This window comes from Anoxybacillus sp. FSL W8-0382, from assembly GCF_038003845.1.
Lineage (GTDB): Bacteria > Bacillota > Bacilli > Bacillales > Anoxybacillaceae > Anoxybacillus > Anoxybacillus flavithermus_G.
The window spans coordinates 2,146,496-2,165,716 of sequence record NZ_JBBOPX010000001.1 but is presented as its reverse complement, the minus strand read 5'-3'; the positions used below and the strand labels follow the sequence as shown (position 1 = coordinate 2,165,716).

Annotated in this window: 15 protein-coding genes, 1 pseudogene and 1 other annotated feature; of the genes and pseudogenes, 12 read left to right on the top strand and 4 right to left on the bottom strand. The window is 44.3% G+C overall.

Features of this window, described 5'->3' with window-relative positions; translation table 11 throughout:
- Positions 1-29: 29 nt before the first annotated feature.
- The 5 genes and pseudogenes from NSS60_RS11425 to clpB all read left to right on the top strand — a co-directional run bounded on the left by NSS60_RS11425 (position 30) and on the right by clpB (position 8,078).
- A complete protein-coding gene (locus NSS60_RS11425) occupies positions 30-1,097 on the top strand; it encodes a carbamoyl phosphate synthase small subunit (RefSeq protein WP_064214241.1) in 1,068 nt (355 codons plus the stop codon).
- Positions 1,090-4,194 (top strand): annotated as a pseudogene (locus tag NSS60_RS11420) (carbamoyl phosphate synthase large subunit). The gene NSS60_RS11425 and the pseudogene NSS60_RS11420 overlap by 8 nt, the downstream one beginning before the upstream one ends.
- A complete protein-coding gene (argF, locus tag NSS60_RS11415) occupies positions 4,191-5,135 on the top strand; it encodes an ornithine carbamoyltransferase (RefSeq protein WP_004891859.1) in 945 nt (314 codons plus the stop codon). Before NSS60_RS11420 ends, argF begins: the two are co-directional and overlap by 4 nt.
- An 89-nt stretch (positions 5,136-5,224) precedes the next feature.
- A complete protein-coding gene (locus NSS60_RS11410; protein ID WP_003395421.1) occupies positions 5,225-5,404 on the top strand; it encodes a YjzC family protein in 180 nt (59 codons plus the stop codon).
- A 91-nt stretch (positions 5,405-5,495) separates the two neighbouring features.
- Positions 5,496-8,078, top strand: a complete 2,583-nt coding sequence (gene clpB / locus NSS60_RS11405; RefSeq protein ID WP_340720869.1) for an ATP-dependent chaperone ClpB — start codon at positions 5,496-5,498, stop codon at positions 8,076-8,078.
- 25 nt (positions 8,079-8,103) lie between these two features.
- On the opposite strand, the gene NSS60_RS11400 is transcribed toward clpB, so the two are convergent.
- Positions 8,104-8,283, bottom strand: a complete 180-nt coding sequence (locus NSS60_RS11400; RefSeq protein ID WP_064220507.1) for a YjzD family protein — start codon at positions 8,281-8,283, stop codon at positions 8,104-8,106.
- Positions 8,284-8,601: 318 nt separating this feature from the next.
- On the opposite strand from NSS60_RS11400, the gene NSS60_RS11395 reads away from it, so the two are divergent.
- The 3 genes from NSS60_RS11395 (at position 8,602) to fabF (ending at position 11,870) form a co-directional block, all read left to right on the top strand.
- Entirely contained in the window at positions 8,602-9,555 is a 954-nt protein-coding gene (locus NSS60_RS11395) for a BMP family ABC transporter substrate-binding protein (protein ID WP_340720868.1), read from the top strand.
- A 108-nt stretch (positions 9,556-9,663) separates the two neighbouring features.
- Positions 9,664-10,596 (top strand): beta-ketoacyl-ACP synthase III, encoded by a 933-nt coding sequence (locus tag NSS60_RS11390; protein WP_004891851.1) that lies wholly within the window; start codon positions 9,664-9,666, stop codon positions 10,594-10,596.
- 32 nt (positions 10,597-10,628) lie between these two features.
- The gene (gene fabF, locus NSS60_RS11385) at positions 10,629-11,870 is read left to right on the top strand and encodes a beta-ketoacyl-ACP synthase II (protein WP_340720867.1); all 1,242 of its coding nucleotides are present in this window, start codon (positions 10,629-10,631) and stop codon (positions 11,868-11,870) included.
- Between the two features lie 205 nt (positions 11,871-12,075).
- Here fabF and NSS60_RS11380 read toward each other — a convergent pair whose 3' ends face one another.
- Positions 12,076-13,305, bottom strand: a complete 1,230-nt coding sequence (locus NSS60_RS11380; protein WP_064214420.1) for an IS110 family transposase — start codon at positions 13,303-13,305, stop codon at positions 12,076-12,078.
- A gap of 432 nt (positions 13,306-13,737) precedes the next feature.
- Here NSS60_RS11380 and NSS60_RS11375 point away from each other — a divergent pair, with 432 nt between their 5' ends.
- The 3 genes from NSS60_RS11375 (at position 13,738) to NSS60_RS11365 (ending at position 15,539) form a co-directional block, all read left to right on the top strand.
- A complete protein-coding gene (locus NSS60_RS11375; protein WP_064214248.1) occupies positions 13,738-14,460 on the top strand; it encodes a DUF2268 domain-containing protein in 723 nt (240 codons plus the stop codon).
- A gap of 55 nt (positions 14,461-14,515) precedes the next feature.
- On the top strand, positions 14,516-14,722 hold the full coding sequence (locus tag NSS60_RS11370) for a hypothetical protein (RefSeq protein ID WP_006318836.1): 207 nt from the start codon (positions 14,516-14,518) through the stop codon (positions 14,720-14,722).
- Between the two features lie 76 nt (positions 14,723-14,798).
- Entirely contained in the window at positions 14,799-15,539 is a 741-nt protein-coding gene (locus NSS60_RS11365; protein ID WP_064214249.1) for a YjbA family protein, read from the top strand.
- Positions 15,540-15,569: 30 nt separating this feature from the next.
- On the opposite strand, the gene trpS is transcribed toward NSS60_RS11365, so the two are convergent.
- Together trpS and NSS60_RS11355 are read right to left on the bottom strand one after the other, a co-directional pair.
- Positions 15,570-16,559, bottom strand: coding sequence for a tryptophan--tRNA ligase (gene trpS, locus NSS60_RS11360; RefSeq protein WP_340720866.1), 990 nt, complete (start codon positions 16,557-16,559; stop codon positions 15,570-15,572).
- Between the two features lie 48 nt (positions 16,560-16,607).
- Positions 16,608-16,836 (bottom strand) — a binding site (T-box leader).
- A 35-nt stretch (positions 16,837-16,871) separates the two neighbouring features.
- The gene (locus tag NSS60_RS11355) at positions 16,872-17,198 is read right to left on the bottom strand and encodes a DUF3899 domain-containing protein (protein WP_004891831.1); all 327 of its coding nucleotides are present in this window, start codon (positions 17,196-17,198) and stop codon (positions 16,872-16,874) included.
- 291 nt (positions 17,199-17,489) lie between these two features.
- On the opposite strand from NSS60_RS11355, the gene NSS60_RS11350 reads away from it, so the two are divergent.
- On the top strand, positions 17,490-19,142 hold the full coding sequence (locus NSS60_RS11350) for a peptide ABC transporter substrate-binding protein (protein WP_340720865.1): 1,653 nt from the start codon (positions 17,490-17,492) through the stop codon (positions 19,140-19,142).
- The last annotated feature ends 79 nt before the right edge of the window (positions 19,143-19,221 follow it).

Below are 19,221 nucleotides of genomic sequence, written 5' to 3'. Positions count from 1 at the left end.
TTTAATAAACATTCGGTTGGGGTGTTGAAATGGAAGCGTATTTACATTTACAAAACGGCAAAACGTTTGTCGGCAATTTAGAAACGGCGTGGACGGGAGATATTGCAGGAGAAGTTGTCTTTTTTACAGGAATGACAGGATATCAAGAAGTGTTAACAGACCCGTCGTATAAAAATCAAATGATTGTTTTTACGTATCCGCTCATTGGAAATTACGGGATTAATGAAGTCGATTTTGAAAGCAAACAGCCGCATGTAAAAGCTGTCATCGTTTATGAAGCAGAAGAGACGGGACATCATTACGAAGCGGCCTATAGCCTCAAGCAATATTTGCAAAAATGGAACGTCCCCCTTCTTACGCATGTGGATACGCGAGCGGTTGTGAAACAAATTCGTGAACATGGGGCGATGCCTGCCGTCATTTCAACAAGTCGTCAAGCGGTCGTGCAAATGGAGGAACGAGCGCCTGTTCCACTCGTTAGTACATCGGATGTACAAACGTACGGAGACGGTCATATGCATGTTGTTTTATTTGATTTTGGCTACAAAAAATCAATTGTTCAGTCGTTAATTGAACATGGTTGTCGTGTCACCGTCGTTCCGTACAATACGCCGTTACAAACGGTTGAGCAACTCGATGCTGACGGGGTGTTGTTATCGAACGGACCGGGGGATCCGAAACAGTTGACGCGCGAGCTGCCCAATATTTTAGCTGTCATTGAACGGTATCCGACGCTTGCGATTTGTTTAGGACATCAGCTCGTGTCGCTCGCTTACGGGGGGGATACGGAAAAATTGCCGTTTGGGCATCGTGGGGCGAATCAGCCGGTATATGATGTGAAAACGAAAAGAGTATGGATGACATCGCAAAATCACGGCTATGTTGTCAAGGCAGAAAGTTTAGCTCATACGCCGCTCTCTGTTCGGTTTATTAACGTGAACGACGGTTCGGTCGAAGGCGTTGTCCATGAAACGAAGCCGATTTTATGCGTGCAATATCATCCTGAAGCGCACCCTGGACCAAACGATACGCAATTTATTTTTGCAGAATTTGTCGACATGATGAAAGCAGCAAGAAAGGAGAAAGTGTATGCCTAAAGATACAACGCTTCGCTTGATTCTTGTCATCGGTTCAGGGCCGATCGTCATCGGGCAGGCAGCGGAGTTTGACTATTCAGGAACGCAAGGTTGTTTAGCATTGAAAGAAGAAGGGTATCGCGTCATTTTAGCTAACAACAATCCTGCGACGATCATGACGGATGAAGTGCATGCCGATGCTGTATATTTTGAGCCGCTGACCGTTGAAAGCATGGAAAAAATTATCGCAAAAGAGCGACCCGATGGGTTGCTAGCTACGCTTGGCGGCCAGACGGGGCTCAATTTAGCTTTTGCGCTGCATGAACGCGGCATTTTGCAAAAATATAACGTTCGCTTGCTCGGTACACCGATTGAATCAATTAAGCGTGGGGAAGATCGTGAAGCGTTCCGTGCGTTAATGTACGAATTAAATGAACCCGTGCCAGAAAGCGAAATTGTAACGACAGTTGAAGAAGCGGTGCAATTCGCAAAACAAATCGGGTTTCCGATCATCGTCCGTCCGGCATATACGCTCGGTGGAACAGGCGGTGGCATTGCCGAAACGATGGATGAGCTTGTTGACATTGTCACAAAAGGATTGCAGGAAAGCCCGATTACGCAATGTTTAGTGGAACGAAGCGTCGCGGGTTTTAAAGAAATTGAATATGAAGTGATGCGAGACCATACGAATACGTGCATTACGATTTGTAATATGGAAAATATTGATCCTGTCGGTATTCATACGGGCGATTCGATCGTTGTTGCCCCGTCGCAAACGTTGACGGATGTCGAATATCATATGTTGCGTTCCGCTGCCATTAAAATTATTTCGGCGCTTGGCGTTGTCGGTGGATGCAACATTCAATTTGCGCTCGATCCGAAAAGTAAAAAGTATTATTTAATTGAAGTCAATCCGCGTGTGAGTCGATCGTCTGCACTCGCATCGAAAGCGACCGGTTATCCGATCGCTAGAATGGCGGCGAAATTGGCGGTCGGCTATACGCTAGCCGAGCTTATTAATCCGGTGACGGGACATACGTATGCGAGCTTTGAGCCTGCACTCGATTACGTCGTCGTCAAATTTCCGCGCTTTCCGTTTGATAAATTTTCGTTTGCCGATCGTCGTCTCGGGACGCAAATGAAAGCGACAGGAGAAGTGATGGCGATCGACCGCAATTTCGAGCGAGCGTTGCAAAAGGCCCTTCATTCGCTTGAGTTAGACCATATTGGCTTATATTCACCAACAATGGCAAAACAGCCGACGACGATGTTAATTGACATCGTAAAAACGGGAGACGATCGGCGCTTTTTTGCGATCTTAGAGCTGCTTCGGCGCGGCATGTCAACGGAGCAAATATATGAATGGACGAAAATCGATTTGTATTTTTTAACGCGTTTTGCTCAGCTCATTGCGCTTGAACAACAGGCGAAAGAAACGACGCTCGATCTCATTGATGAACAAACGTTTCGCACGTTAAAAGAAAAAGGATTTTCCGATGCGTATTTAGCTCATATATGGAACGTTGCTGAAAAAGATGTACGTGAAAAAAGAAAAGCATACGGCATTGTTCCAGCTTATAAAATGGTCGATACGTGTGCGGCAGAATTTTCAGCAGAAACGTCATATTACTATTCGACATATTTTGGCGAAAGCGAAGTGCAAACGAGCGACAAACCGAAAATGCTTATTCTCGGTTCAGGACCGATTCGTATTGGGCAAGGGATCGAGTTTGATTACAGTTCTGTTCATTGTGTGTACGCTTTACAACAAGCGGGTTATGAAGCGATTTTAATCAACAACAATCCCGAAACGGTAAGTACCGATTTTACGGTAGCGGATCGTTTATATTTTGAACCGCTCACCGTCGAAGACGTATTAAATGTGGTGGAAGCGGAAAACGTCAAAGCGGTCATCGTGCAATTTGGTGGGCAAACGGCCATTAATTTAGCAAGCAAACTTGAAGCGTATGGCGTTTCCATCATTGGAATGAATAGCGATACGATCGATCAGTTGGAAGATCGGGAGCGTTTTTATACGTTGCTTCAATCGCTTGACATCCCACACGTGAAAGGGGCGATGGCAAACGATGAAACGGAATTGTGGAGAAAAGTAGAAGAAATTGGATATCCACTTTTGCTTCGCCCATCGTATGTCATTGGCGGGAGAGGGATGCATATTGTTCACGATAAACAATAGCTTTCTGCCCTTGTAGAGCAAGGCATCGTTTATCCTGTATTAATTGACGAATATGTGCGCGCAAAAGAAGGCGAGCTTGATGCGATTTGTGACGGATATGACGCGTTTGTTCCGACGATCATTGAACATGTCGAAAAAACAGGGGTGCATTCGGGCGATAGTTATGCATTGTTGCCTGCTCAATCGTTTACGAAAGAAGAAAAAGAAAAAATGATCGACTATACGAAACGAATCACAAAAAAGCTTTATTTTAAAGGATTAATGAACGTTCAGTTTATCGTACGAGACGGCGAAGTGTACGTATTAGAAGTGAATCCGCGGGCAAGTCGTACCGTTCCAGTTGTTAGTAAAGTGACAGGGGTACCGATGGTTCAACATGCGACAAACGTATTGCTTGGGAAATATTTGTCGGAAGAAGTCAAACAAACGGTTTTACTCCCGTATGTTGTCTTAAAATATCCGGTGTTTTCGACATATAAATTGCCTGGTGTCGATCCGCTCGTTGGGCCGGAAATGAAATCGACAGGCGAAGGCATTAGCATCGCCAAAACGATCGAAGAAGCGGCATATAAAGCGTTTTATCCATATCTCGTGAAGAAAAAAGAGGCGCATGAAATATACGTCGATGCGCCAGCGGATGCGAAGTCCTTTATTGAACAAGCGCAACAACAAGGAGTAACGATTGTAACAGATGAGCCGTTTGAACAATGGGTCGCGAAAAAAGAGGCGCTTGCGTTTGTTAGCTTTATGCGTGATGAACAAAGTGCGGGGCGAAGAAAACAAGCGCTCGCTCGCCATGTGCTCGTGTTAACGGAAGAAGAAACAGCGAAATTGTTTTTACAAGCGTTGTCCGTGCAACATTTTTCCGTTTGTTCGATTCAAGATTGGTTAAAAACAATAAGTGAAGTGGTGAGAAAATGAACATGACAGCAACCATTCAATTAAAAGGAAAAGATTTTTTAACGTTAGCGGATTATTCAAAAGAAGAAATTGAATATTTGCTTCATTTAGCTGTTGAATTAAAAGAAAAACAACAAAATGGGGAGCGGTATACGCCGTTAAGCGGCAAAACGTTGGCAATGATTTTTGAAAAGCCGTCAACGAGAACGCGCGTCTCGTTCGAAGTAGGTATGGTGCAATTAGGCGGACATGCGCTTCATTTAAGCAGTCGCGATTTGCAAATTGGGCGCGGAGAAACGATTGCCGATACGGCGCGCGTATTGTCCGAATATGTCGACGCCATTATGATTCGCACATTTGAGCATGAAAAAGTCGCGGAACTTGCTCATTATGCGACGATTCCAGTTATTAACGGGTTAACTGACGACGATCACCCGTGTCAAGCGCTTGCTGATTTATTGACGATTTATGAAGTAAAAGGAAAACTACAAGGACTAAAGCTAGCCTACATTGGCGATGGAAACAATATGGCACACGCCTTAATGCTGGCTGCTGCAAAAGTCGGCATGCATTGTGTGGTCGCTTCACCGAAAGGATATGAGCCGAAAGAAGCGATTGTTAAAGAAGCGAAGCAGATCGCAAACGAAAGCGGAGCGACGATCGTTGTCACAAACGATCCGTACGAAGCAATTGCTGATGCGGATGTGGTGTACACAGACGTTTGGGCAAGCATGGGGCAAGAAGCGGAAGCAAATGAGCGCATGCACATTTTTTCCCCATTTCAAGTGAATGAAGCACTCGTCCAACGAGCGAAACAAGATTTTATTTTCTTGCATTGTTTGCCAGCACACCGAGGAGAAGAAGTGACGGAAGGTGTCATCGATGGGAAGCAGTCGTATATTTTCCAACAGGCAGGCAACCGCCTTCATGCACAAAAAGCGCTGCTCGTTTCGTTACTGTAACATTTGGATGCCCATCCGTTATTTCTCATGATGTTTACGAAGCCAAACGGACATATTATAAAATGATGAGACGATGAGGAGGGATACGGATGGGACAAAGTCGACATTTCCGCCCAGGGCAAAAAGCACCTAACAACGGGATATATATTGAAATTGGTGAAACAGGGGATCAAGTGAAAAACCCGAAAAAATTAAAGCTAAAAGCAGGTGACCGTTTCCCCGAGACGTCAAATCATAATCGCATTTGGACGTACTTTCCAAAACCGTAAGCCATCCTTGCATAAGGGTGGCTTTCTCGTTATAATACGTAATAGATAAAAGTCAAATAAAGTCAAAGTCAAAGTCAAAGGGGTGAGCGCGATGAATATGCAACAAATGACGGAAAAAGTGCAAGAAGCACTCATGCGGGCTCAATCGTTGGCGGTGGAAAAACAACATCAAGAAGTCGATGTCGAACATGTATGTATAGCGCTTTTTGAACAAGAAGATGGGCTCGCTCGACGAATATGCGAGAAAATGTCAGTTTCCGTCGCAACGTTGTTAGATGAATGGCATAAACAGCTAAACAAAAAACCGCAAGTTATTTCGAGTTCAGAGGCAGGAAAAATATATGTAACAAATCGTTTACAACAATGGCTTGTGCGGGCAGAACAAGAAGCGAAACAAATGAGAGATGAATATGTATCGGTTGAACATTTGTTGCTTACCCTCGTTGATGATAAAGAAGCGAAACAAATATTGTCGCGCTACGGTATTGACCGAGAAAAGCTACTACAAGCGATTATGGGAATAAGGGGGAATCAACGCGTGGTTAGTCCAAATCCGGAAGCTACATACGAAGCGTTGCAAAAATACGGTCGCGATTTAGTCGCAGAAGTAAAAGCGGGAAAAATAGATCCGGTCATCGGCCGCGATAGCGAAATTCGCCGCGTCATTCGCATTTTATCGCGCAAGACGAAAAACAATCCGGTTTTAATTGGGGAGCCGGGCGTCGGTAAAACAGCGATTGTCGAAGGACTCGCGCAGCGCATCGTCCGAAAAGACGTGCCAGAAGGATTGAAAGATAAAACGATTTTTGCACTCGATATGAGCGCGCTCATTGCCGGTGCGAAGTTTCGCGGAGAGTTTGAAGAGCGGTTAAAAGCGGTATTAAATGAAATAAAGAAAAGCGAAGGTCGTATCATTTTATTTATTGACGAACTGCATACGATCGTCGGGGCAGGGCGAGCAGACGGTGCGCTCGATGCTGGTAACATGTTAAAGCCGATGCTTGCGCGCGGGGAATTGCATTGTATCGGAGCGACGACGCTTGATGAATATCGTCAATATATTGAAAAAGATCCAGCGCTCGAACGTCGTTTCCAACAAGTGCTCGTCGAAGAGCCGACGGTCGAAGATACAATTTCAATTTTACGCGGATTAAAAGAGCGATTTGAAATTCATCATGGTGTCAACATTCATGACGGTGCGCTTGTGGCAGCAGCGACATTATCAGACCGTTACATTTCCGATCGGTTTTTACCTGATAAAGCGATTGACTTAGTTGATGAAGCGTGCGCGATGATTCGAACAGAAATTGATTCGATGCCAACGGAACTTGATGAAGTAATGCGAAAAATGATGCAATTGGAAATTGAAGAAGCAGCGCTTAAAAAAGAACAAGACGAAGCGAGCAAACAACGCTTACAGGCGCTATCGCAAGAGCTGGCAAATTTGCGCGAAAAAGCAAACGCGATGAAAGCGCAATGGGAAAAAGAAAAAGAAGCGATTCAACACGTGCGCGCGTTGCGTGAGCAGTTAGAAAAAGCAAAGCGTGAGTTAGAAGAAGCAGAAAACAATTACGATTTAAATAAAGCAGCAGAACTTCGTCACGGACGCATTCCACAGCTTGAAAAACAATTGAAACAATTAGAGCAAAGCGAAAAAGAGCGACGCTTGCTACGTGAAGAAGTAACGGAAGAAGAAATCGCAACGATTGTGTCGAAATGGACGGGCATTCCGGTGACGAAACTCGTGGAAGGCGAGCGAGAAAAGTTATTGCGGCTTTCAAATATTTTACATGAACGCGTTATCGGACAAGATGAGGCTGTTGAGCTAGTGAGTGATGCGGTGTTACGCGCGCGTGCAGGGATGAAAGATCCGAATCGTCCGATCGGTTCATTTCTTTTCCTCGGTCCGACAGGTGTCGGAAAGACCGAACTGGCGAAGGCGTTAGCGGAAGCGTTGTTTGATAGCGAACAACAAATGATTCGTATCGATATGTCGGAATATATGGAAAAACATGCAGTATCTCGTTTAATTGGAGCGCCTCCGGGGTATGTCGGCTACGAAGAAGGGGGACAACTCACCGAAGCGGTACGCAGAAAACCGTATTCGGTCATTTTGCTTGATGAAATTGAAAAAGCGCATCCAGAAGTGTTTAACATTTTACTGCAAATGTTAGATGACGGTCGCATGACGGACTCGCAAGGAAGAACGGTAGACTTTAAAAACACAGTCGTCATTATGACATCAAATATCGGATCACATACGTTGTTAGAAGCGGTCGATGCGCACGGGGAGGTAAACGAAGAAGCGCGCGAACAAGTGTTAAAACAGTTACGTGCGCATTTTAGACCAGAGTTTTTAAACCGCATCGATGATATTGTCTTATTTAAGCCGTTAACGGTACGTGAAGTAAAAGGCATTGTCGAGAAGTTTATCAAACAATTAGAAGAACGGTTAGCGGAGCGTCACATCACAGTCACATTAACGGACGAAGCGAAAACATACATTGCGACACATGGGTTTGACCATGTATATGGTGCGCGCCCGTTGAAGCGGTTTATTCAAAAACATATTGAAACAAAACTTGCGCGTGAAATTGTCGCTGGACATATCGGAGACTATAGCGCGGTGACGATCGATGTCGAAGGCGATGAATTGGTTGTAAAAAAAGGATAAACGGACAAATGCCGTTTATCCTTTTTTAATGATGCACAGGGTCGTCTGGAATAAGTTGCGCGATTAACAAAATGAGAACGGTTGCAATGACTGCCAATGTTGTACCGGTTGCGAAATGGTACGCCACACCGATCATGGAGCTAACGACGTATGTCAACATGTTGACTAATAAAAACGTCCAAAAAAACGTCCAAAAAATGCGCATGTAACTCCCTCCTTTGCACTCTTTTTTTATCTTATCACAAATGATGGATAAGCGAAAACGAAAAATTATAACGCCTAGTACACGAAAAAGAAAATCGCATACGATATATTGTACAATGATGTGCTTAAGGTGGACGGTTATGACAGAGAAGCAACGATTTTTCCAATTCAGCGAGCAATGGTGTGCGATTCATATGAACGCATTTACGAACAATATAATGATGTATAGTCCCCATACCCGTGGGGATTTTTTCTTTACCAACTAGAAACAAAGCAAGTAAAATAAGAGATGAAACGGAAAAAGGAGTGTTGCATGTTGATGTGGCGATATACATATTTGATTTTTGCACTACTTGTTATATTATCTTCTTGCGCTCCTGCTCAATTATCATCGGGACATGTACAAAAGGTTGGTTTGCTCGTTCCGGATACGATCGACGATCAAGTGTGGGGAACGAAAGGATATAAAGGGTTGCTTCGTATTCAAGCGAAGTTTGGCGCTGAAGTGTTTTATCGGGAGGGTGTGAACTCGGAAGCGGCCACAAAACAGGCGGTAAAAGAGTTTCATCAAAAAGGCGTTAAGTTAATTTTCGGGCACGGAAACGAATATGGGGAATATTTTGATGACATCGCGGAAAAATATCCGAACATACATTTTGTATTTTTTAACGGAGAGGCGAAAAAGAAAAACGTCACAAGCTTCAATCTCCAAGGACATGCGATGGGCTTTTTTGGAGGCATGGTCGCAGGACATATGACGAAAACGAATAACATTGGCGTGATTGCCGCATTTGAATGGCAGCCGGAAGTGGACGGTTTTTTCGAAGGAGCGTTATATGAAAACGAAAATGCCCATGTCGACGTCGAATATGTGCAAAATTGGGATGACATAAATACAGCTTTGGAGATTGCTGAGCGGATGATCGCAGATGGCGTAGATGTCATATACCCAGCTGGCGATAAATTTAGCGTACCGATCATTGAAAAGATGAAAGAACATGGTCTTTATGCGATTGGCTATGTGACAGACCAATCAGATTTAGGGGAACGAACAGTGCTGACAAGCACCGTCCAACATGTCGATGCACTATATGAACTCGTTGCGCAAAAGTTTATCGACGGGGAGTTAACGTCAGGAACGACATATGTCGACTTTCAAGACGGTGTCGTTGAACTCGGCGCGTTTAGCCCGCTTGTAGATGAATCGTTTCAACAAAAAATGACAAAAGCGATTGAACGATATAAAAAAACAGGGAAATTGCCGAATGAGTAAATGAGGTGTCGAGTAAGCACCTCATTTTTTTTATTGCACGGAACGAAAAAAGAAAGTAAAATTAGTACCAAGTAATAAAGTTTGATAATAAAAGGAGACGATATTTCCGTGAATGCAGGAATTATTGGAATTGGACGATATTTGCCGGAACGTATTGTGACGAATAAAGAATTAGAACAACAAATGGATACGTCCGATGAATGGATTCGGACGCGTACAGGCATTGAAGAGCGGCGCATTGCGTCAGACGATATCGATACGTCCGATATGGGCTATATCGCAGCGAAGCGCGCTCTTGATGATGCGGGTATTTCTCCCGAACAAATTGATTTGATTTTAGTAGCGACGGTGACACCAGATCGCGCGTTTCCGTCTGTTGCATGTATGCTGCAAGAAAAGCTTGGTGCGGTGCGCGCGGCGGCGCTTGATGTGAGCGCGGCATGCGCAGGATTTATGTATGCCATGGTGACAGCGAAACAATTTATTGAAACGGACACGTACAAATATGTGCTCGTTGTCGGGGTAGAAAAATTATCGAAAATTGTCGATTGGACGGATCGCAACACAGCGGTGTTGTTTGGAGACGGCGCAGGCGCTGTCGTGATGGGAAAAGTGTCTGAAGGTCGTGGCATCGTGTCGTTTGAGTTAGGAGCGGATGGAACAGGTGGAAAATATTTATATCATGACGATTATGTCGTCATGAACGGACGGGAAGTATTTAAGTTTGCCGTGCGTCAAATGGGAGAGTCGTGCATTCGCGTATTAGAAAAAGCAGGCTTGACGAAAGCGGACGTCGACTTTTTAATCCCACATCAAGCGAACATTCGCATTATGGAAGCGGCGCGCGAACGGTTAGAACTACCTGTCGAACGCATGTCGATTACGGTTAATAAATACGGAAATACGTCCGCTGCATCGATTCCGATTTCGCTCGTTGAAGAAGTAGAAGCTGGACGCATTCAAGATGATGATCTCATCATTATGGTTGGCTTTGGCGGTGGATTAACGTGGGGCGCTATCGCGTTGCGCTGGGGCAAATAACGATGTATGATGAAACAAAGGAGTGATGAGTGGTGGCAAAAAGACGAGTCGTCGTCACGGGATTAGGGGCTGTCACACCGTTAGGACATGATGTGGAAACGACATGGAAAAACATCGTGGCAGGAAAATCGGGCATCGGTCCGCTTACACGGTTAAATGCGGACGATTTCCCTGCGAAAGTGGCGGCAGAAGTGAAAGATTTTCAAGTCGAACAATTTATTGATAAAAAAGAAGCGCGCAAAATGGACCGTTTCACGCAATATGCGGTTGCTGCTTCGATGATGGCCGTAAAAGATGCCGACTTACAAATTACAGAGGAAAACGCAGCGCGCGTCGGCGTATGGATTGGCTCAGGTATCGGCGGGATGGAAACGTACGAAGAGCAAATGAAGACGTTTTTAGAAAAAGGGTATCGTCGCGTCAGCCCGTTTTTTGTTCCGATGATGATTCCAGATATGGCGGCCGGACAAGTGTCGATTATGCTTGGCGCGAAAGGAATAAACTCATGCACGGTGACCGCCTGCGCCACAGGAACGAACTCGATTGGCGATGCGTTCAAAGTAATTGAACGTGGCGACGCTGATGTGATGATTACAGGCGGAACAGAGGCGCCGATTACACATATGGCGTTTGCAGGATTTAGCGCCGCAAAAGCGCTCTCGTTTAACCCTGATCCGAAAACGGCGTGCCGTCCGTTCGATCAACATCGTGACGGATTTATTATGGGCGAAGGGGCAGGCATTATTATTTTAGAAGAACTTGAACATGCGTTAAAACGTGGTGCACGCATTTATGCAGAAATTGTCGGCTACGGTGCGACAGGCGATGCGTATCATATTACAGCGCCAGCACCGGGCGGAGAAGGCGGCGTACGCGCGATGCGCCAAGCGCTTCATGATGCGGACATGCAACCAGAAGACATCGATTACATTAACGCACACGGAACGAGCACAGAGTATAACGATAAATACGAAACGATGGCGATTAAAGAGGTTTTTGGTGAACATGCGTACAAATTAGCGGTCAGCTCGACGAAATCGATGACAGGGCATTTGCTCGGGGCAGCAGGGGCTGTTGAAGCGATTTTCTCCGTGTTATCGATTTACGATGGTGTTATTCCGCCAACGATTAACTATGAAACACCAGATCCAGAATGCGACTTAGATTACGTGCCAAACGTTGCCCGCAAACAAGACGTGCGTGCCGTATTAAGCAACTCGCTCGGTTTTGGTGGCCATAATGCGACGATCATTTTCAAAAAATATGAAGGATGAGGCTCTCCTCATCCTTTTCACATTTTCCTTTCGTTTGTCGTACAATGCGATAACGAAAGTCCTGCGGTAATATGTCAAGGTGAAAAATCATCGAAATTGGAAATTCGATTGTCCGATGACCCGAAAAAAGGCAATACTTAAGAAGCCCAGTCTTGTCTTATGTCATTAACTGGGTTTTAATGCAAAATCAGTTAGATCGATACCCCTATCGATCTTCCCCCTTTCTTGGCGTGTAGATTTGACCGTTGCGTAGCAGCGCATCGATCACACGCACGAGTTTTCGAGCGGTGAGGACGAGGGCTCGTTTGTGTTGGTGCTTTGGTACTTCCTCATACTTCTTCCGGTAATAGGTGCGAAACGACGCATCATGCCGTTGTACCGAGTTGGCAGCCTCCACTAGGTAGTAACGGAGATAGCGATTGCCGGAACGAATGAGGGAAGTCTCCTCGGCTTGGAACCGACCGGACTGGTGCTTAGACCAAGTCAAACCTGCATACTTTGCTAAGGCGGCTTGGTTGTCAAAGCGCTCGATTTGTCCAATTTCGGCTAAGATGCCAGCGGCGTAGACCGGACCAATGCCGGGAATCGTTTGTAACGTATTTGGGATGCCTTCCAAATGGCGAGTAATCGCTTTATCTAGCTCTTTAATTTGCGCTTGAAGGCTACGGATGGATTGAATCGATAGCCCTAAAAGCAAGTCGATGGAATCCTCGACACATTTGGAAAGCCGATACGACGAACGAGCCGCCTTTTGAATGGACTTGGCGATGCATTCCGGATCGGCAAAGCGATTGCGTCCTTTTTGGCGCAAGAAGTCAGCGAGCTGTTGCACGTCCATCTGACTGATTTCGTCTAAGCTAAACGACTCGAGAAGAAGCTCTAAGATGGCATGTCCGAACACGGAGCTGTCCACCTCTTGGGTAAAGGAACTGCACTTGTAAAACAAGTGTTGGAGGAAGTACTGCTTTTCCCGAGTCAGCTGATGGACGAGATGATAGCGCATGCGCGTGAGCCGTTGAAGGGCGATAAACTGTTCTTGCATGACAGCTGTCACTTTCAAACGGCCAAAGCGAAGCCGATCGGCGATGATCCACGCATCGATGCCGTCCGTTTTATCCAAGTCAGTGTACGCTTCTTTAAATTTGCGAATGAGCTTTGGATTGATGGTAAACACCTTGACATTCCAAGACTTCAGCTCCTCCTGTTGGTGGAAAAACATCGCTGGATGCCAGCTGTAGACCGAAGTGGCTTCCATCCCGATGAGAATTTCGGATGGTTGGAGCTTGTTGGCCCACAGGAGGATTTGATCGCGAAGGAAGGTCGCGCCAAGGAGATGATTGTCCACCTTGAATTGGGCGCACGTGTTTCCTTCTTGATCCATGATACACGTGTATAAGTCCGTTGAGCTCACGTCAATCCCGACGTAGAGTTTCATGAGATCACCTCCAATCGTAGTAGGATCGTGGGGTTGGGACTCTTCGGGATGCCCCCGGACCGCGCCTGTTGACCAGTCACCCTCGCATATGAGAACTCACGTTGGGCCATGGGCTGCCTGGAAGCTGCTCCTTCCAGCATGGGAAACCAACGGGAACAGCCTGCGGGTTAGAAGTCCGAACAGGAGCCGGGGAGACAGACTTTCTAAGTAGTCAAAGCTACAGGAGAGAGAAGAGTGTCCCCGATGATCCTAAGACCATTATCCAAGAACATCGCGAAAAGTCCAACCCCGATGTAGTGCCATCCACGGGGGAGGGGCGCGCCCCTCCCCCGTGGGCAAATCACTTACACATATGCGATTGTCAAGGAGCATATCCAACTGGAAATTCGATTTAAAAATCTTTCTAAACATACTATACGAGGAGGGAGTGTTATGGGAGTAATTAACACAAAAAACTGGTTTGAACATGACAAATGGCGAGAAAAAATAAAAGAAGACGTACAGCGCCATTTATTTGCGCACGGCATGGCGCGACGCAATCAACATGACATGATGAAACAGCTGGAACAAAAAAACGTATGGGCATTTGTCGCCAAAAAGTTTGCGGAGCTAAAAAAAGAGTGGAATGGGCCAGATGTGCCGATTTATATTTTTCCTGCAGATGCCACAAATCGTTCGCTCCAACATGAATTTGGCGGAAAGTCAGGCGTCGCTTTTCGCGATCAACTATTTTTGTTTTTGCTTCCTCATGTCTCGGATGAACATATTTACGCCCTCCTCATTCACGAATACAATCACGTTTGTCGTTTACATGTGGATCCGAAAGATGAACGAGAATATACGCTCCTTGACCGCATCGTCATGGAAGGATTAGCCGAACATGCGGTGTATGAGCGACTCGGAAGCGAATATGTCGCGAAATGGACGACATATTACACAGAAGAACAACTGAAGCAGTTTACGAAAAAATGGATCGTTCCGAACATGTCGCTTCGTCCTGATGATGTGCGCTATCGTGCGCTTTTATACGGTTCAACATTTTATCCGCGCATGCTCGGCTATGCGGTCGGGTATGAAATTGTGAAGCGGGCGTCGACAAAAAAAACGATGATTGAGCTATTTGCTATGCCGTCGGAAGAAATTTTTTTGTTGTAACGCATCGTTATGTCGCTTGTTCATACATATAGTAGTGGACAAGGGGGACTTATATATGCGTTTCTTTTTTTATTTGCTTGGGTTTGGAATGTCGGTGATCGGTGGGACGACGATGATTGCGTATTTAAACATTATGGCATCGCGCTCAGACTGGAAAGAATATTTGTTATTTATTAGCACAAAAGTGGAGTGTTATTTTTTACCGATTGGCTTATTCATGACGTGGCTAAGCATTTTTTTCCCATTTCGTGATGATGGTTAAATTTAGGGTGAAATGGAATAAAATGAGCAACCTCTGACCATACTGTGAACAAATCGTTCGAAGTGAGGGGTTATGTATGTTATATCTTCACGATGTTTGGGTGAATTGGTTTGAAGGAGAAGAAAACGGATATAACGTTTGCCACTTTTATGAGTGGAGAAAAGATGATGCGATTGAACTGTTAGATCAAGTGCCAGTGTTGAAAGTGAGCGCGCCGTTGTTTCACTACTTAGAAAACAGCTTGGCCGAAATTCCGAAACCGTTGCTTGAAGACGTATATCAAAAAGCGTACGTGCGCAAAAACCACGAACGCATTCAACTTGATTATTGTTTTATCGCCACAGATGGTTACGGCATTATCGCCATTGATACGATTGGTTATCATATTCCGATTCGAAAAAGCCGCCTCATTCCACGTCAAGAACAGCTCGTTTATGAGATGATGAAAGAGCAAGATGTACGCATATATCCGTTTCAACAAAGTGAGAGAGAATATCACATTTTATCGCCTCATCCTGCGCTCATGAGCGGATTGACACGTAAAGAGCGACAATTGAAACAGCTGTTATTTATGGCGCTTGATCAACTATACGGAACGAAAAATGTTGCCGAAGTGCGTTATTGGTATACGGAATGGGCGCCAGAAAAGTATGCGTATATTCAACAAATGTCGTTCGAAGAAGCGTGGAACGGCTTGTACGAAGAAACGAAACATGGATGGTCGGAGCGCCATGCGCATTTGTGCGAACGGCTCGTGAAAGGACAACCGTTTTTTGAAAAACTATGGGAAATGGAACAAGAACCGAAAGTCAATTAAAAAAACTCAGCCCTTATGGAGCTGAGTTTTTTATCGTTTTTTTCTTCCTAAACCGATGGCGTTTTCCATTTTCTTTAACATTTTGCTTGCGACGCGATTTGCTTTTTCGGCTCCTTCGTCTAAAATGTCGTCTAGTTCGGAGCTTTCCATAAGCTCATAATATTTTTCTTGAATTGGTGTCAAGGTGTTAATGATCGCTTCTGCGACATCTGCTTTAAACTCCCCATATCCTTTTCCAACATAGCGCGCTTCTAGCTGTTCGATCGGTTCGTTCGCCAAAATGGAGTAAATCATTAATAAGTTCGATACGCCCGGTTTATTTTCTTTATCGTAACGAATGGTGCCTTCGGAGTCCGTCACGGCACTTTTTACTTTCTTCTCGATCGTTTTTGCATCGTCAAGTAGTGTAATGTACGATTTTTGGTTTGGATCAGATTTGCTCATTTTTTTCGTCGGATCAGTAAGCGACATAATGCGGGCTCCGATTTTCGGAATGCGCGCTTCTGGGATCGTGAAAATTTCCCCGTATCGTTTATTAAACCGCTCCGCTAAATCGCGTGTCAGCTCAATATGTTGTTTTTGATCTTCACCGACAGGAACGATGTCTGTCGAGTAAAGTAAAATGTCGGCTGCCATAAGCGGCGGATACGTTAACAACCCAGCGCTGACCGCTTCTTTTCCAGCTGATTTATCTTTAAATTGCGTCATGCGCTCCAATTCGCCAATGTAGGCGATGCATTGCAAAATCCAACCCGCTTGCGCATGCGCAGGAACTTCTGACTGGATAAATAACGTTGATTTGTTCGGATCAATGCCAACCGCTAAATAAAAGGCCGCTAAACTGCGAATGTTTTTCCGAAGCGCGAGCCGATCTTGCGGGACGGTAATCGCATGTTGATCGACGATACAAAAGTAGCAGTTGTAGTCGTGTTGCAGTTCAACAAATTGCTTCATCGCCCCGATATAGTTCCCGAGCGTAATGACGCCGCTCGGTTGAATACCTGAAAAAATCGTCTTCATCGAATCACTCCTTTTTTTATTTTTCCAAATAAAAAAGGCTCTATCATCTGTAGGGACGATAGAACCGTGGTGCCACCCTAGTTATTGTCATGTCGACAATCACTTTGCCCATGCTTTACGCATGGCGCCTTTGTAACGGAAGGCAACCGTCCAAGCTTACTTTCGTTTCAGCTTGAATGCTCGAAAGCCCATTCCATATAACTAGCGGCTTGTTCGCACCGTCCACAAGCTCTCTGAACGCCTCGTCATATGTACTATTCTTCGTCATCGCATCGGTTTTTTAAAACATTATATGGTGTTCGTTTTTTTATGTCAATAAACGTATGACAAAATGAGCGTCATGAACGTTACGAATAGCCCAGCGAAAAAAAAAGGAGCACCCCACTGCGTTTTTGTTTCATCATGTTCGTCTTGGGCATAATAACGCTCGACAGGTGAGCGAAACAACCGCTTAAAACTCGCGATCGTTACATCGAAAAATCCTCGTTCATAAATGAACCGTAAGCCACCGATGATGATGAGCGGTTGAGCGAGGAGAAACGAAACGTTAATAAAAGTAAGCCATCTATGTGCAGAAAAAAGTGCAACTGTTAGCGCAATAAAAAAGACGAGAACGCTTGTCACAACTAGTTTTTTCACAACTTATCCACCTTCCACGCTTAATCGCTGTGAAGTATTATACTAAAAAAAGTGTAAATTTTCTATTTACAAATGAGAATAAAACGAATAAAATAGTCCTCAAGTTGATTTTATCATATTTGTGAAAAAACCTTACATTCGTTTAAGATGTTAGAAAATTTAAAAAAAGTTTTTAAAAAATCTTTTCAAGTATACTAATTCATTATATAATATCCTTGTGTTTCAAATCTTCTGATAAATCAGAAGATGGAAATAAAATCTAAAAAAACAAAAAATAAGGGGGAAACTCGTATGAAGAAAAAGCTATCTGTCTTTTTCGCTCTTCTTCTCGTCGCTTCCATGGTGCTAGCAGCGTGTGGCGGCAAAAAAGAAGAAGACAAGACTGCCAATGAGGGTGAAAAGTCGGCTCAAGAAGAGTCAGCGAAAAAGCAAGTATTGAACTTGTTAGAAAGTTCGGAAATTCCTTCACTAGACACTACGTTAGCGACTGATTCCGTATCATTCCGCGTCATGAACAACGTATTTGAAGGGTTATATCGTTTAGACCAAAACAACGAGCCTACACCAGGAATGGCTGAAAGCTATGAAGTAAGCGAAGATGGAAAAGTGTACACATTCAAACTTCGCGATGCGAAATGGTCAAATGGTGAGCCTGTAACGGCAAACGATTTCGTGTTTGCATGGAGAAAAGCGCTTGATCCAAATACAGGTGCTGAGTATGCATACATTATGTACGACATTAAAAACGCTGAAGAAGTAAACACAGGAAAAGTGCCTGTTGACCAATTAGGCGTAAAAGCAATTGACGAAAAAACGTTACAAGTTGAATTGAAAAACCCAATTCCATACTTCTTAAGCTTATTAACATTCCCGACGTTCTATCCACAAAACGAGAAATTCGTTAAGGAACAAGGGGACAAGTACGGTCTTGAAGCAAACACAACAATTTACAACGGTCCGTTCGTATTAAGCGAGTGGAAACATGAGCAAAGCTTCCAATTAAAGAAAAACGAGCAATATTGGGATGCACAAACAGTTAAACTTGAAACAATTAACTTCAACATCGTTAAAGATGTAGCGACAGGTGTAAACTTGTATGAAACAAACAAAGCAGACCGCGTCGGTTTAAGTGCAGAGTTTGTTGACAAATATAAAAGCGACAAAAACTTTAAAACAAAATCTGAACCAGTATTATTCTTCATTCGTATGAACCAAAAGAATGAAGTGTTGAAAAACGTAAATGCTCGCAAAGCGATTGCGATGGGCTTCGATAAAGAAGCGATGGTTGCGACGATTTTAAATAACGGTTCTAAAGCAGCGAACTACCTCGTTCCAGAAGGATTCGTTAAAGGTCCGAACGGAAAAGACTTCCGTGAAGAAAATGGCGATTTATTAACGTTTAATGCAGAAGAAGCGAAAAAATATTGGGAACAAGCGAAAAAAGAGCTTGGCAAAGACAAAGTTACGCTTGAATTGTTAAACTTCGACGATGAAAGTGCGAAGAAAATCGGTGAATTTTTTAAAGAGCAACTTGAAACAAACTTACCAGGTTTAACAATTAACATTAAACAACAACCATTTAAACAAAAACTTGATCTTGAAAACAAAATGCAATATGAGCTTTCATTTGCAGGTTGGGGTCCAGACTACCAAGACCCAATGACATTCATCGATATGTTTGTCACAAACGGTGCTCATAACCAAACAGGTTGGTCAAATGCGGAGTACGACAAACTTGTAAAAGATGCGAAAACAACGCTTCTTTCTGACTTGCAAGCTCGTTGGGATGCGATGGTAAAAGCTGAGAAAATCTTGTTAGACGAGGCAGTTATCGCACCAGTGTACCAACGTGGTTCAGCGTACTTAGAGCGTGAATACGTGAAAGGTATCGTTGATCATCCATTCGGTCCAGACAATAGCTATAAGTGGGCTTATATCGAGTAATCGAAAAAGAAAGGAGAGTATATGTGCGAAAGCATATACTCTCCTTTTGCCTGCTAATCAGTAAAATTTCAAAAAGTTT

Bases quoted from the DNA above. Each gene is read 5' to 3' on its own strand.
- NSS60_RS11425 (WP_064214241.1), top strand. From the start codon at position 30: ATGGAAGCGTATTTACATTTACAAAACGGCAAAACGTTTGTCGGCAAT.
- argF (WP_004891859.1), top strand. From the start codon at position 4,191: ATGAACATGACAGCAACCATTCAATTAAAAGGAAAAGATTTTTTAACG.
- NSS60_RS11410 (WP_003395421.1), top strand. From the start codon at position 5,225: ATGGGACAAAGTCGACATTTCCGCCCAGGGCAAAAAGCACCTAACAAC.
- clpB (WP_340720869.1), top strand. From the start codon at position 5,496: ATGAATATGCAACAAATGACGGAAAAAGTGCAAGAAGCACTCATGCGG.
- NSS60_RS11400 (WP_064220507.1), bottom strand. From the start codon at position 8,283: ATGCGCATTTTTTGGACGTTTTTTTGGACGTTTTTATTAGTCAACATG.
- NSS60_RS11395 (WP_340720868.1), top strand. From the start codon at position 8,602: ATGTGGCGATATACATATTTGATTTTTGCACTACTTGTTATATTATCT.
- NSS60_RS11380 (WP_064214420.1), bottom strand. From the start codon at position 13,305: ATGAAACTCTACGTCGGGATTGACGTGAGCTCAACGGACTTATACACG.
- NSS60_RS11375 (WP_064214248.1), top strand. From the start codon at position 13,738: ATGGGAGTAATTAACACAAAAAACTGGTTTGAACATGACAAATGGCGA.
- NSS60_RS11370 (WP_006318836.1), top strand. From the start codon at position 14,516: ATGCGTTTCTTTTTTTATTTGCTTGGGTTTGGAATGTCGGTGATCGGT.
- NSS60_RS11365 (WP_064214249.1), top strand. From the start codon at position 14,799: ATGTTATATCTTCACGATGTTTGGGTGAATTGGTTTGAAGGAGAAGAA.
- trpS (WP_340720866.1), bottom strand. From the start codon at position 16,559: ATGAAGACGATTTTTTCAGGTATTCAACCGAGCGGCGTCATTACGCTC.
- NSS60_RS11350 (WP_340720865.1), top strand. From the start codon at position 17,490: ATGAAGAAAAAGCTATCTGTCTTTTTCGCTCTTCTTCTCGTCGCTTCC.